Raw genomic sequence first — 14921 nt, 5'->3', positions numbered from 1 at the left:
CCATGTCGGCCGGAGTGGGGACGAGCGCTTGGCGCCGCCGCCATGCGCCTGCAACCCGGCACGCAGAAATCGCCGCCTGCACAGTCCGGCGGCGCCCGCCCGCCATCATCCCCGACCGCCTTGCCGGGCGCCGGCGATCGCCGCGTGCGCAATCGCGATTCCTACCCTCCGGTCGCCGCGTCCGCGTTCTATACTCGCGCCACTTTCACGGAGCGAACGTATGCACACGGATTCGAAGCGGCAGTGGCGCCTCCTGCGCGCGGGGCTGTTGAGCACCTTCCTGCTGCTGGGCCTGGCCTTGGCGCTGGGCGGCTGCAAGCGCAACGAATCCGGGCAGTTGCCCGACGCCAGCGGCGAGCCGGTCAAGGGCCAGAAGGAAGCGATGAAGGGCTTTGGCCTGGTCCGCGCCTATCCCGACCAGAAGGGCGACGGGCTGTCGCTGGCGCTGGAGTTCTCGCGGCCGCTGGTCGGCACCCAGGACTTCGACAAGCTGCTGCGCTTCGAAGAGAAGGTCGGCACCGACGAGAGCGCCTGGTCGCTGTCCGACGACGGCAAGACCCTGCGCTATCCGTACGTGGAGGCGGCCAAGGACTACACCGTGCTGATCTCCGCCGACCTGCTCGCCGCCGACGGCAACCGCCTGGGCAAGCCGCTCAAGCAGAAGGTCTACACCGGCGAACTGGAGCCGGCGGTCGGCTTCGCCTCGCAGGGCAGCGTGCTGCCGGCGCGCGAGAGCCGCGGCCTGCCGGTGGTGTCGCTCAACGTGCCGGAAGTGGACGTGGAGTTCATGCGGGTCAAGGAAGGCTCGCTGCCGGCGTTCTTCGCCCAGTACCAGCGCGGCGGCCGCCGCGGCAGCTGGGAGATGGACAGCGACTACAGCGACCACACCCCGATTTCGCAGCTGGCCGAGTCGGTCTACGTCAACCGCTTCGTGCTCGGCGGCGACAAGAACGAGCGCGCGCTGACCTATCTGCCGATCCAGGACATCAAGGAGCTGCAGGCGCCGGGCCTGTACTTCGCGGTGATGAAGCGCCCGGGCCGGTTCGAGAACGAATACGACACCGCGTTCTTCACCGTCAGCGACATCGGCCTGCACGCGCGCGCCTACAAGGACAAGCTGTTCGTGCACACCGCCTCGCTGCAGAGCGGCGAGCCGTTGAAGAAGGTGGAGCTGCGCATCCTCGATGCCAAGGGCGAGCTGTTCCTGAAAGGCGAGACCGATGCCAACGGCAACGCGCTGCTGAACTACACCCTCGACGCCGGCCAGGTGCTGGTGGCGCGCAGCGGCACCGACCTGTCGATGCTGCCGTTCAACCAGCCGGCGCTGGACCTGAGCGAATTCGCCGTGGCCGGGCGCGAGAACGCCTGGTTCGACGTGTTCGCCTGGTCCGGCCGCGATCTGTACCGCCCCGGCGAGACGGTGCGCGTGTCGGCGCTGCTGCGCGACAACGACGGCAAGCCGGTGGCCACCACCGGCAAGGGCGCGCAACCGGTGTTCCTGCGCTTGAAGCAGCCCGACGGCAAGATCTTCCGCGAGACCCGCCTGCAGCCGGGCGAGCAGGGCTATTTCAGCTTCGAGCAGCTGATTCCCGCCGATGCGCCGACCGGGCGCTGGCAGGTGGAGTTCCGCACCGACCCTTCCAGCAAGGAAGCGGTGCAGGGCATGACCCTGCGCATCGAGGAGTTCCTGCCCGAGCGCATGAAGCTGGACCTGGACAGCGCGCAGAAGACGCTCAAGCCGGGCGAGCCGTTCAAGCTGCAGGCCACCGCCGCCTATCTGTACGGCGCGCCGGCCGACGGCAACCGCTTCACCGCCAAGCTGGCGGTGGCGGTCGAGCAGCATCCGGTCGAGTCGCTGCCCGGCTATTTCTTCGGCGACTCGACGCTGCAGCTGCCGCGCGAAGCCAAGGACGTGATCGATACCGAGTTCGGCGCCGACGGCAAGATCGCCGAGGACCTGGCGCTGCCGGACGAAGCCAAGCCGACCAGTACCATCGCCGCGCTGGTCTCTGCCAGCGTGTACGAGACCGGCGGCCGCACCGTCACTCGCACGCTCAAGCGCGTGCTGTGGCCGGCGCCGGCGCTGGTCGGGGTGCGCCCGCTGTTCGACGACAAGGACGGCGCCGACGCCAACGCCAACGCCCGCTTCGAGCTGATGCGGGTGGACGCGCAGGGCAAGCCGCAGCCGGCCAAGGGGTTGAAGGTGACCCTGGTGCGCGAGCTGCGCGACTACCACTGGGCGTTCGCCGACAACCGCTGGGACTACGACTTCACCCGCCGCTTCGAGAACAAGCAGTCCATCACCGTCGATGCCGGCAGCGCCGCGGCCAAGTTCGATTTCCCGGTGGAGTGGGGCGAGTACCGCGTGGACGTGTTCGATCCGTCCACCGGCCTGACCACGCGCTATCCGTTCCGCGCCGGCTGGAGCTGGAACGACGAGAACCGCGGCCTGGACGCGCGTCCGGACAAGGTCAAGCTAGCGCTGGACAAGACCGGCTACAAGGCCGGCGACACGCTCAAGGTCACCCTGACCCCGCCGCATGCCGGGCCCGGCGTGCTGATGGTCGAGAGCGACAAGATGCTGTACGTGCAGGACATCGACGTGAAGCCGGGCAGCAGCTTCGAGATCCCGGTGACCAAGGACTGGGAGCGCCACGACGTCTACGTCACCGCGTTGGTGTTCCGCGGCGGTTCGGCGCCGAGCAAGATCACCCCGGCGCGTGCGGTCGGCGTGGCCTTCGTGCCGATGGAGCGCAAGACCCGGCGCGTGGCGGTGGGCCTGGTCGCACCCAAGCAGATGCGTCCGGAGCAGCCGCTGCCGGTGACGGTCAGCGTGCCGGAACTGGCCGGCAAGCAGGCGCACGTGACCATCTCCGCGGTCGACGTGGGCATCCTCAACATCACCCGCTTCCCGGTGCCCGACGCCAACGCGCAGTTCTTCGCGCAGCGGCGCCTGGGCGTGGATTCGTACGACATCTACGGCCGGGTGATCGAGAGCTTCGAGGGCGGCACCGGCAAGCTGCGCTTCGGCGGCGACATGGCCTTGGCGGCGTTGCCGCAGGCCAAGCGCCCGACCGCGCGGGTGCAGACCGTGGACCTGTTCTCCGGCTCGGTGAAGCTCGACGCCAAGGGCAATGCGCGAGTGCAGCTGCCGGTGCCCGACTTCAACGGCACGCTGCGGGTCTCGGCGCTGGTGTATTCGGACGAGCGCTACGGCAATCGCGACGTGGAAACGCTGGTGCGCGCGCCGATCGTGGCCGAGGCCAGCATGCCGCGGGTGATGGCGCCGGGCGACCGCAGTACGGTCACCCTGGACGTGCAGAACTTCACCGGGCAAGCGGGCGAGTTCAAGGTGCAGGTGGATGGCGAAGGCCCGCTGGCGATCGCCGAGAACGCGCGCAGCGCCAAGCTCGGCAAGGATGGCAAGGCCACGCTCAGCTTCCCGCTGGTGGCGCAGGAGGGCTACACGGTGGCCAAGGTGCGGGTGCGGGTGAACGGCAACGGCTTCAGCGTCGACCGCCGCTACGACCTGCCGGTGCGCGCGGCGTGGCCGTCGGTGCTGCGCGCGCAGACCCGCGTGCTCGATCCGTTGGCGCCGGTGACGCTGGGCATGGGCGATGCCGAGGGCCTGATGGCCGGTTCGGTCAACGCGCGCATGCTGGTCAGCGCGTTGCCGCCGATCCCGTTCGCCAGCGCGCTGCAGGGCGCGCTGAATTACCCCTACGGTTGCGCCGAGCAGACCACCAGCAAGGGCTACGCCGCGCTGCTGCTCGACGACACCACCGCCAAGCTGCTCGGCGCCCAGGGCCTGGACGCGGCCACCCGCCGCGCGCGCATGGAAGGCGCGTTCGGCCGCTTGGCCTCGATGCAGATCTCCAGCGGCCACTTCTCGATGTGGGGCGACGACGGCTACGTCAATCCGGGCCTGACCCCGTACATCGCCGAGTTCCTGCTCGACGCCAAGGACGCCGGTTTCGCGGTGCCCGACAACGTGCTGCAGAAGGCGCTCAACCGGCTCAGCGAGGACCTGCTGTCCGGCGGCAACAACTTCTACGGCCAGGACCGCCGCGAGAACCTGAAGTTCGCCAACCAGGCCTGGTCCGGCTACGTGCTGGCACGGGTCAACCGCGCCCCGCTGGGCACGTTGCGCGCGCTGTACGACAACGATCGCGGCAAGGCGCTGACCGGCCTGTCGCTGGTGCACCTGGGCGTGGCGTTGTCGCTGCAGGGCGACAAGAAGCGCGGCGACGCGGCGATCGCGGCCGGCTTCGCCAAGGACAGCGGCGACCGTCCGCCTTACTTCGGCGACTACGGCAGCGTGATCCGCGACGATGCGCTGATGATCGCGCTGCTGCACGAGCGCGGCCTGGCCAAGCCCGAGTACGACGCACGTGCGGTGGCGCTGGGCCGCGAGATCGATGCGCGCCGCCGCAGCGGCTGGCTGTGGCTGAGCACCCAGGAGCAGGTGGCCCTGGCGCGGATGGGCAAGGCCTTGCTGGTCAACCAGAGCAAGCTGGTGTCCGGGCAGCTGGCGATCGGCGACAGCAGCGAGGCGATCGGCGCGGCCAAGGCGTTCGGCCGCCAGTTCGGCGAGGCCGAGCTGGCGCGCGGGGTCAGCTTCGTGCCGCAAGGCGAGGCGCCGCTGTACGCCAGCCTGGAAATCGCCGGCATCCCGCGCAAGGCGCCGGAGGTGGACGAGAGCACGCTGAAGGTGGAGCGCGAGTGGTACAGCACCGACGGCAAGCCATGGACGCCGCGGCCGCTGAAGGAAGGCGAGGCGCTGATCGTGCGCGTCACCATCACCTCCAACGTGGGCATGCCCGACGCGCTGTTGACCGATCTGCTGCCGGCTGGCCTGGAGATCGAGAACTTCAACCTGGGCGACGCCAAGCAGTGGGCCGACGTGGTGGTGGACGGCATCGAGATCAGCGACCGTTCCGAGGCCGCCGACGTCAAGCACGAGGAGTTCCGCGACGACCGCTACGTGGCCGCGCTGAGCCTGGCGCAGGGCGGCAAGGCGCAGGTGTTCTATCTGGTGCGCGCGGTGACCCCGGGCACCTACACGGTGCCGCCGCCGCTGGTCGAGGACATGTACCGTCCCGACCTGCGCGGGGTGGGGCGCAGCACCCCGGGCACGATCAACGTCGTGCAGCCTTAGTCATGCGCCATCCAGCGCAACTCGCTGCAAGCGCTGCACGCTGAGGCGCCTAACGCCCCTCTCCCGCCGGGAGAGGGGTTGGGGTGAGGGTGCGGCGCGAAGCGTCTCGTGGATTTGGGCGCTCGAGGCTGCGCACGCAGCCTCATCCGGCTCGCGGGCCCCCTTCCCCCGAAAAGGGTCATGGTCCTGATGGGAGAGGGTGTCGGCTTTGGTTGAGTGGCTTGAGGCTCTGGCGGACCAGGCCACACACAATGGATAACGACGCGATAGGGCCCTTGTGGCCCTATCGTCGTTTTGGGGCCGCCGGCGCGATGCCGCAGCACACCCAGTGGCGCAGCGTCCTGCAATCGAGATGGCTTCCCACCCGCCATTCCGGCATGCGCTCGCCGACCACCGCTCGCAGTGCGGCTGTTCAGCGCGAACCCGACCGCTCCTGCAACTGCCAACGCCATGACATGGGCCTGTCATCACCCTCTGGATAAAATTAACTACTTTGAAGTTAGTAATTAATTCCGACATTTTCCAGGGGATACGAGATGACGCGATCGCACCACCGCCACCAGCGCACGTTGCTGGTGTGCCTGCTTGCCGCCAGTTGCCAGGCCGCCCTCGCGCAGCAGGCGGCGACGCCGTTGCCGCCTGCCGCCGCGGACACCGACAGCACCGATACCGCCGCCGCATCGCCGCCGGCTGCCGGTACCGCCAAGACCCTGGACAGCGTGGTCGTCACCGGCGTGCGCAAGGCCAATGCCGCGGCGATGGAGAGCAAGCGGGCGGCGACCAACATCACCGACGTGGTCAGTTCCACCGACGTGCGCGCGCTGCCGGACACCACCATCGTCGAAGCGCTGCGCCGCATCCCCGGCCTGTCGGTGCTGCCGGCGACCGACAACGAGCATCCGCGCGACGAGGCCGCCACGCCGGTGCTGCGCGGCCTCGGCCCGTCCTACAACAACGTCACCATCGACGGCCTGACCGTGGCCTCGCCGGGCACGCCGAACGGCACGCTCGGCTCGATCACCCGCGGCGTGCGCCTGGACATCCTGCCGGCGTCGATGGTCAGCGAGCTGCAGGTGGTCAAGACCTTCACTCCCGACCTGGACCCCAACGCCACCGGCGGTGCGATCAACCTGCGCACGCGCAGCGCGTTCGAGAACGGCGGCAAGCCGTTCTTCACCAGCGAAGCCTCGCTGGGCCACGCCAACGACGTCGGCAAGCCGCGCGACCAGGACGACCCCGGCTACCGCCTCGGCGCCACCGGCAGCACCACCTTCGGCAGCGACCGGCAATACGGCCTGACCCTGTCGGGCAACTACCAGACGCTGAGCAGCTACACCGAAACCCACATGACCACCGACACGGTGCATTACGGGTTCTACGACGGCAACGGCGTACTGCAGAGCGGCAGCAACCTCGGCAACGGCTGGGCGGTGCCGCAGCAGGACAAGTACTGGTACGTGATGGACAAGCGCGACCGCTACGGCCTGACCGGCAAGTTCGAAGCGCACCCCAGCGCCGACCTGCAGGCCTACGTCACCGCGGGCTACTACTATTTCAAGGACGACATGCAGCGCAACGAGCTGATCATCGATCCGCGCAACCGCAACCGCGTCGCCAACCAGACCGCGACCTCCGGCAGCTATCCGGCCGGCGATATCGAGGTCGGCTATTCCAACCAGGTCACCACCACCCGCACCAAGCTCGGCCAGGCCGGCATGGAATGGCGGCCGGACGACCGCCAGGTGCTGTCCGCGCGCGGCTCGTGGTCGGATGCGACCTACGACGAGCCGATCCAGATGTTCAAGTACGTCACCGGCGCGTCGCGTCCGGCGGCGGTTGCGGTCGGCCAGACCGGCCCCGGCGTCACCGTCGTGCCCAGCGCCGACTACGCCTTCACCTACGACACCTCGGCGCTGAACCAGCGCTTCCCGGTGGCGCCGCAGGCGTACTCCAACTACGACAACTACAGCCTGTTGTACTGGCGCCCGGACTACAAGCGCAGCGCGCGCGACCGCATCCTCACCGGGCGCCTGGACTACGCCTTCAACCAAGGCGAGCAGGACCGCGGCCTGGGCTTCGGCGCCGGCCTGTCGTACACCACCGACAAACCGTCGTTCGACATCTACCGCGACGACTACGAGCCCAACCGCAGCGCGCCGGCACTGAACATCGCCGACGTGCTGGCGCCGTCCAACGCGCCGCTGCGCTATCTCGGCCTGAACCTGATCACCATCGATCCGAACAAGGCGCGGCGCGTGCTGCAGTCCACGCCGCTGAGCGCGTTCAACAGCACCGACCAGTCGGCCTTCAGCAACCAGGACAACTTCAGCCACAGCGAAAAGATCTTCGGCGCCTACGGCCTGGTCAGCTACCGCGCCGAGGCGTTCAACGTGGAGGCCGGCCTGCACTACGACGACACCGACCAGTCCACCGTCGGCCGCCAGCGCCAGCTGGATACGGCCAGCGGCAAGTACGTCTACGTCGATGCGCCGACCGATTCGCACTACGCCAACCTGTTGCCGTCGGCGATCATGACCTACCACCTCAGCGAAAATCTCGACCTGCGCGCGGGTGCCAGCCGCACGCTCGGCCGCCCGCCGTACGACGCCTACGCCGCGCGCACCTCGATCGGCTTCGTCAACAGCACCGATGCCGGCAATCCCAACGCCCAGGGCGTGACCGTGACCGTGGGCAATCCGGACATCAAGCCGCGCGTGTCGACCAACCTGGACCTGTCGCTGGAATGGCGCCTGCCCGACGACTTCGACGGCATGCTGGCCGCGGCGGTGTTCAACAAGCGCATCCAGGACGAGATCTTCACCCTGTCGCGCACCGACCAGTTCAGCTACAACGGCACCACCTATTCGAATGTGCTGATCAGCACCCCGGCCAATGCGTCCAAGGCGCATATCCGCGGCCTGGAACTGAGCGCGGTGCTCAACACCTTGCTGCCGGGTGTGCCAGCGTTGTCCGGGCTGGGCGGCAGCGCGAATCTGGCCTTGCTCGACGGCGGCATGGACGTGCCGTACAGCGTCGGCAGCGCGCCGAACGTGAGCCAGCGCCAGCGCAGCGTCGATCGCCTGGTCGGCCAGCCCGGCTACACCGCCAATGCCTCGCTGTTCTACACCATCGGCGGGCTGGAACTGCGCGCGGCCTACAACCGCCAGGGCAAGGCGCTGCGCGCCATCGTCAGCAACATCGACTGGCAGGATCTGTACTGGTCGCCGCGCTCGCAGCTGGATCTGTCGGCGACCTATGCGGTCAACAAGCAGGTCAGCGTGGTCGGCCAGGTCAGCAACGTCACCCACAGCCGCATCACCAGCGTGACCGGGCCGGGCGAGAACCTGTTGAAGGACACCTACTCGGTGCCGACCACCTACTGGTTCGGCATCCGCTTCACGCCTTCTCTCTAAAACCTTTCACTCCTTCGGACTGCCATCGCCATGAAATCCACTCTGTTGCCTTTCCTGCTGCTGGGCAGCGCGCTGACCGGCCCCGTCGCCGCGGCCCCCGCCGGCAGCGTCGCCAGCCAGGCGCGCCTGGCCGATCCCGCCGGCGGCATCTTCGTCGTCGCCCATCGCGGTTGCCACAATCCGGCGCCCGCGCACGGCTTCCCCGGCCACGCGCCGGAGAACTCGCTGTCCGGCCTGGAGCGCTGCGTGGCGATGGGCGTGGACATGCTGGAAACCGACATCCGCCGCGCCGCCGACGGCACCTTGGTGATGTTCCACGACGCCACCGTCGAGCGCACCACCGACGGCAGCGGCAAGGTCGCCGAGATGACCTGGGCGCAGCTGTCGCGGCTGCGCCTGCGCGACGACGAAGGCGGCGCCGATGCGCCGCTCACCGACCAGCATCCGGTGACCCTGGAGCAGATGCTGGCCGCGGCCAAGGGCCGGATCATGCTCAATCTCGACGTCAAGGCGCCGATCTATGCGGAGGTGGCGGACGCGGTGCGGCGCGCGGGCATGCAGCGCCAAGTAGTGCTCAAGACCGAGGTCGGCGTGTACAGCCAGCCGCTGTCGTCGCTGCCGCCGTTCGACCAGGTCAACTTCACCCCGGTGCTGCTCAATCCGCCGGGCACCGACGACCTGCTGCAGACCGTGCGCACCCAGATCGGCGGCAAGGTGCGTCCGGTGGCGATCGAACTGCCGCGGATGCGCGCCGAGCAGTTGCCGCCGCTGGCCGATTTGACCAGGCAGCAGCACGTGCGACTGCTGGTCAACACGCTGTGGGAAGGGTTCGTCGCCGGCTACGGCGGCGACGCCGACGCGGTGCGCGATCCGGATGCGGTGTGGGGGCGGCTGTACCGCGCCGGGATCGGCGCGTTCCAGACCGACGAGCCCGAAGCCCTGCTGCGCTACCGCGCCTCGCTCGAAAAAAAGCGCTGAGCGCGCACGGTTCGCTGCGCAACTGTCCGTAATCGGTCGCCGATCGTCCGCTTGCGGACGCGGCGGCCGCATCCGACGCGGGCGATAGGCAATTCTTTCAACGAGTTATAGCGCTTCGCCGATTGGCATGCGGCCTGCTCTGCAATGGCCATGGATATCGCGAAGTCTCCGCACCGTTCGATCTGGCGCCACCGGCGCCGCTGGCTGGCGTTGGCCGTGGCGGCCGTGCTGCTGCTCGGCGTGGTGCTGTTGGGTGCGGGCCGCGCCGCGCCGCAGGTCAGCCGCAGCGAGCTGTGGATCGACGCGGCCACGCGCGGCGAGATGCGCCGCGAGATCCGCGCCAACGGCGTGCTGGTGCCGCGGCAGATCCGCTGGATCACCGCCGGCGCCACCGCCACCGTGCAGCAACAGCTGGTCGATGCCGGCGCGCGGGTGCAGGCCGATACGCTGATCCTGCAATTGGCCAATCCCGAGCTGGATGCCGGCCTGGACCGCGCCCGCGCCGCACTGGCCGGCGCCGATGCCGACCTGGCCGCGCTGCACGCGGCGCTGGCTTCGCAACTGCTGGACCAGCAGGCGCTGCAGGCGCAGGCCGCGTCCGATCTGCAGCTCGCGCAGATCAAGGCGCAGGCCTACCGGCGCGGCCACGACGGCGGCGCGATCTCGGCGATCGACCTGACCCAGAGCCAGATCGTCGAAGCGCAGCAGCGCGGCCGCGCCGGCATCGAAACCAAACGCGTGGCCGCGTTCCGGCAGAACATGGCCGCGCAGTTGCGCGCCGCCCAGGCGCGGCGCGCGCAGGCCGCCAGCGCCCTGGCCATCGCCGCGCAACAGGCCGCCTCGCTGCAGGTGCGTGCCGGCAGCGACGGCATCCTGCAGCAGGTGGACGTGGAGCCCGGCCAGCGCGTCGAGGCCGGCGCCAAGCTGGCGCGAGTCGCGCGCCCGGACGATCTATTGGCGCGGCTGCAGGTGGCCGAGGTGCTGGCCAAGGACGTGATCGACGAGCAGCCGGTCGCGGTGGACACGCACAACGGCGTGGTCAGCGGGCAGGTGGCGCGGATCGACCCGGCAGTGCGCAGCGGCAGCGTGGTGGTCGACGTGCGCCTGGCGCCGCCGCTGCCATCGGGCGTGCGCCCGGACCTGTCGGTGGACGGACGCATCGTGCTCGGCACCCTGCGCGACGTGGTCAGCATCCCGCGCCCGGCCCTGGCCGCCCCGAACACCGCCGGCACCCTGTTCGTGCTGCGCGACGGCGGCGCGCGCGCGCAACGCATCCGCGTGCGCTTCGGCGCCGCCTCCAGCGATCGCATCGAAGTGCGTGCCGGGCTGCGCGCCGGCGAGCAAGTCGTGCTGTCCGACACCAGCCAGTGGAACGCCTACGCCACCCTGCGCTTACGCTAGCGCTCCAGGAGAACCAGAATGACCGCACTTCCCGCAGCTTCCGTCGAACCGCTGATCCGCCTGCACGGGTTGGGCAAGGTGTTCCATACCGACGAAGTGGAGACCCACGCCCTGGCCGAGATCGCGCTGGACGTGGCGCGCGGCGATTTCGTCGCCATCACCGGGCCGTCCGGCTGCGGCAAATCGACCCTGCTGTCGATCCTCGGCCTGCTCGATGCGCCCAGCGGCGGCACCTACCGGCTCAACGGCCGCAGCGTCGCCGAACTGGACGCGGTCGGCCGCGCGCGCATCCGCAACGCCGAGATCGGTTTCATCTTCCAGGCCTTCAACCTGATCGCCGACCTCACCGTGGAAGAGAACGTGGCGCTGCCGCTGACCTATCGCGACGGCGCCGAGCGCGGCCGGATCCGCCAGCGCGTGCGCGAAGTGCTGGAACTGGTCGGCATGCACCATCGCCACAAGCACTATCCGGGGCAGCTGTCCGGCGGCCAGCAGCAGCGCGTGGCGGTGGCGCGCGCGCTGGCCGGCAATCCGTCGATCCTGCTCGCCGACGAACCCACCGGCAATCTCGACACCCGCAATGGCGAGGCGGTGATGCAACTGCTGGAACAGCTGCACGACAACGGCACCACCTTGTGCATGGTCACCCACGATGCGGCGTTCGCGCGGCGCGCGCAGCGCATCGTGCACATGCTCGACGGGCGCATCGTCGACGAAGACACCTTCGAGCGTCTGCGCCACGAGCAGGACCTGGCGCTGCCGGCGCGCGCCGCGGAGCAGGCGCGATGAGCGCCGCCATGTACCTGGCCGAAGCGCGGCAATCCTGGCGCGCGCTGGCGCGCAAGCCCGGCTACCTGCTGCTGGCGGTGCTGACCCTGGCGTTGGGCGTGGCCACCACCACCGCGGTGTTCGCGCTGCTCGACCAGGCCTTGCTGAAGCCGCTGCCGTTCCCGCAGCCGCAGCGTCTGGTCACCCTGGGCCTGCCCTCTGGCGGCCACAACGTCGCCGCGCCCGGCTATTACCCGGTGTTGCGGCGCATGCCGAGCATGCAGGCCGTCGGTATCGTGCGTGGGTTTCCGGTGCCGACCAACATCGCCCGCGGCGATGCCAGCGAGGTGATCGCTGCGATCAGCGCCGACGAGGGATTTCTGCGTACGCTGGGCATGCCGATGGCGGCAGGGCGCAACTTCACGGCCGAGGAAAGCCGGCCCGGCGGGCCGCAGGCGGTGATCCTTGCGCATCGCTTCTGGCAGCGTTATTTCGGCGGCGATCCGGCAGCGGTTGGGCGTACCTTGCAGGTCGAGGGCAAGCCGGTGCAGATCGTCGGTGTGCTGCCCGCGGACTTTCCCTGGGCCGAGCCGTTCGACCTGATCCGCAACATGCAGCCGGACCTGGCGGCGACCAACCTGTCCACCAACGAGATCGTGGTGGCGCGGTTGCGGCCGGGCGTTGGTGTGGCCGCCGCGTCCGCGCAGACCGCGGTGGTGATCAAGGGCTTGCTGCGCAACAGCCCGTACATGGACGAATCATGGTGGCGGAGCTTGCAACGGGAGCCGCCGAACGCCTTGCTGTTGCAGGACAGCCTGTACACCTCCTACAGCGGCAACACGCTGTGGCTGTTCTTCGCCGCGGCGGCCTGCGTGCTGCTGATCGCGGCGATCAACCTGACCAGCCTGATGCTGCTGCGCGCGCTCGGCCGCAGTCACGACAGCGCGGTGCGCGCCGCGCTCGGTGCGCCATGGTTGCGGCTGAGCCTGCCGGCGCTGGCCGAAGGCGTGCTGATCGGCGCACTCGGCAGTCTGGCCGGGCTGGCCCTGGCCTGGCTCGGCCTGCGCCTGCTCGGCGGTTGGGTGCCGTTGCTGTGGATGCGCGGCGAGGCCGCGCACCTGACCGGCGCCAGCGCGCTGTTCGCGCTGCTCGCCGGCGGCGCTACCGCGGTAGTGGCCGCCGCGCTGGGCATCGTCCGCGGCCGCCGCCGCAACCTGGTGACGGAACTGGCCGACGGCGGACGTGGCGGCTGGAGCCTGCAGGCCGGCCGCCTCGGCCGCACGCTGGTGATCGCGCAGGTGGCCATCGCCGTGATGCTGCTGATCGGCGCGGCGCTGTTCACGCGCACGCTGCAGAAGCTGGCGGAAGTGCCGATGGGGTTCGAAAGCCGCTCCGCGGTGGTGTTCACCCTGGCGCCGGTGAAGGAGCGCTACGCCACGGTGCACGATGCGGTGGAGCAGACCCGACGCATCGTCGCGCGGCTGCAGCAGGTGCCCGGCATCGAACGCGTCGGTGTGTCGACCAATCCGCCGGCCACCACGCAGTTGAGCTGGAGCGTGGAGGTGGACGGCATGCCGTCCGTCAACAGCCAGTACCGCCTGGCCACGCCGCAATTCCTGCAGGTGTTTCGCATCCCGTTGCTGGCCGGGCGCGGCATCGCCGAGGGCGACGTGGCCGGTGCCGAGAAGATCTGCGTGGTCAGTGCCACGTTCGCCGAGCGTTACCTGCACGGCCATGCGCTCGGCAAGATCGTCACCGTGCCCGACGACGGCGGCAACAACCGCTTGCCGATGCGCGTGGTCGGCGTGGTCGGCGACGTGCGCCACGCCGGCCCGGCCCAGCCGCCGGAGCCCATGGTGTACCAGCCGCTGGCGCAGATGAGCGAGCCGATGTGGCAGATCATGCGCAGCTTCGGCGCGTTGACCTATGCGGTGCGCCTGCATGCCGGTGCGCTGGGCGCCGACGAGCGCGCGCTGCGTGCGGCGATCGACGAAGTGGCGCCGCAGCAGCCGATCGCCGACCTGCAGCCGATGCAGGCGCTGGTCGCCAGTACCACCGGCGAGCAGAAGCTCAACCTGCTGCTGGTCGGCCTGTTCGCGGCGCTGGCGCTGCTGCTGGCCGCGGTCGGCCTGTACGCGGTGATGGCGGTGGCGGTGGCCGCGCGCCAGCACGAGTTCGGCGTGCGCGCCGCGCTCGGCGCGCCGCCGGCGCGGCTGCGGCGGCAGGTGCTGCGCGAGGCCGGCCTGCAGATCGGGATCGGGCTGCTGCTGGGCCTGGGCGTGGCGATGGCGCTGTCGCGGCTGCTGCAGCGCTTCCTGTTCGAGGTGCGGGTGGCCGATCCGCTGGCGATCGGCGCGGTGCTGCTGGTGCTCGCCGCGGCCGGCCTGCTCGCGGCGCTGGCGCCGGCGCAGCGTGCGGCGCGGGTGCCGCCGATGCAGGCGTTGCGCGCCGAATGAAACCTTGGCAGGCGGGACGGCGAGGGGCGGCATTGACACTGTCGAGGTGGTATATATCATCGGTATATATCAATCCATTGCCATTGGAGTATCGCCATGACCACGACTGCGAAACTGTTCCAGTCCGGGCGCAGTCAGGCCGTCCGCCTGCCCAAGGCTTTGCGCTTCGAAGGGGAGGAGGTGATCGCCCGGCGTTTCGGCAACGGCGTACTGCTGTTGCCGCTGGATGCCCCCTGGCAGTTGCTGCGCGAGGCGTTGGAGGAGTTCGAGCCCGGCTTCCAATTGCAGCGCGAGCAGCCCGAACAGCAGGTGCGCGGCGAGTGGCCCGTATGAGTCAGCCGCTCTATCTGCTCGACACCAACATCTGCATCTACATCATCAACCGCCGTCCGCCCGGTGTGCTCGATCGCTTTGCCGCGTTGCGCATCGGGCAGGTCGCCATTTCCAGCATCACCGGCACCGAATTGGCCTATGGCGTGGACAAGAGCGGCTCGCCACGCAATCGGCAGGCGCTGGACAAGTTCCTGGCGCCGCTGGACATCCTGCCGTTCGACGAAGCGGCCATGCGCCGCTATGGCGCGCTGCGCAGCGGACTGGAGCGCAAGGGCACCCCGATCGGTGCGCTGGACCAGTTGATCGCGGCGCATGCCCTGGCCGTGGATGCGGTGCTGGTCACCAACAACGTGCGCGAGTTCGAGCGCGTTATCGGCCTGCGCCTGGAAAACTGGGTGTCAACGGAATGAGGTC

The 14921-nt window shown here is 69.5% G+C and carries 8 protein-coding genes; all 8 read left to right on the top strand.

Annotated elements, in window-relative coordinates:
- The first annotated feature begins 220 nt into the window (after positions 1 to 220).
- The 8 genes from HEP73_RS16280 (at position 221) to vapC (ending at position 14917) form a co-directional block, all read left to right on the top strand.
- Positions 221 to 5158: an alpha-2-macroglobulin family protein gene (locus tag HEP73_RS16280; RefSeq protein ID WP_255423536.1), complete on the top strand. Its 4938-nt coding sequence runs from the start codon at positions 221 to 223 to the stop codon at positions 5156 to 5158.
- Between the two features lie 536 nt (positions 5159 to 5694).
- On the top strand, positions 5695 to 8571 hold the full coding sequence (locus tag HEP73_RS16275) for a TonB-dependent receptor (RefSeq protein ID WP_185820774.1): 2877 nt from the start codon (positions 5695 to 5697) through the stop codon (positions 8569 to 8571).
- A 30-nt stretch (positions 8572 to 8601) separates the two neighbouring features.
- Positions 8602 to 9549, top strand: coding sequence for a glycerophosphodiester phosphodiesterase family protein (locus HEP73_RS16270; protein WP_185820773.1), 948 nt, complete (start codon positions 8602 to 8604; stop codon positions 9547 to 9549).
- A 150-nt stretch (positions 9550 to 9699) separates the two neighbouring features.
- On the top strand, positions 9700 to 10950 hold the full coding sequence (locus HEP73_RS16265) for an efflux RND transporter periplasmic adaptor subunit (protein ID WP_185820772.1): 1251 nt from the start codon (positions 9700 to 9702) through the stop codon (positions 10948 to 10950).
- Positions 10951 to 11001: 51 nt separating this feature from the next.
- Positions 11002 to 11739 (top strand): ABC transporter ATP-binding protein, encoded by a 738-nt coding sequence (locus HEP73_RS16260; protein ID WP_458309693.1) that lies wholly within the window; start codon positions 11002 to 11004, stop codon positions 11737 to 11739.
- Positions 11736 to 14174 carry an ADOP family duplicated permease gene (locus tag HEP73_RS16255; RefSeq protein ID WP_185820770.1) on the top strand — a complete coding sequence of 813 codons (2439 nt, stop codon included), beginning with the start codon at positions 11736 to 11738 and terminating at the stop codon, positions 14172 to 14174. The genes HEP73_RS16260 and HEP73_RS16255 overlap by 4 nt, the downstream gene beginning before the upstream one ends.
- 96 nt (positions 14175 to 14270) lie before the next feature.
- Positions 14271 to 14507, top strand: coding sequence for an antitoxin (locus HEP73_RS16250; protein ID WP_185813619.1), 237 nt, complete (start codon positions 14271 to 14273; stop codon positions 14505 to 14507).
- The gene (gene vapC, locus HEP73_RS16245) at positions 14504 to 14917 is read left to right on the top strand and encodes a type II toxin-antitoxin system tRNA(fMet)-specific endonuclease VapC (protein WP_185820769.1); all 414 of its coding nucleotides are present in this window, start codon (positions 14504 to 14506) and stop codon (positions 14915 to 14917) included. Before HEP73_RS16250 ends, vapC begins: the two co-directional genes overlap by 4 nt.
- Positions 14918 to 14921 lie beyond the last annotated feature (4 nt).

Source organism: Xanthomonas sp. GW, from assembly GCF_014236815.1.
Classification (GTDB): domain Bacteria; phylum Pseudomonadota; class Gammaproteobacteria; order Xanthomonadales; family Xanthomonadaceae; genus Xanthomonas_A.
Note: the sequence above shows the minus strand (reverse complement) of the source record. Positions and strands in the feature narration are given on the sequence as shown.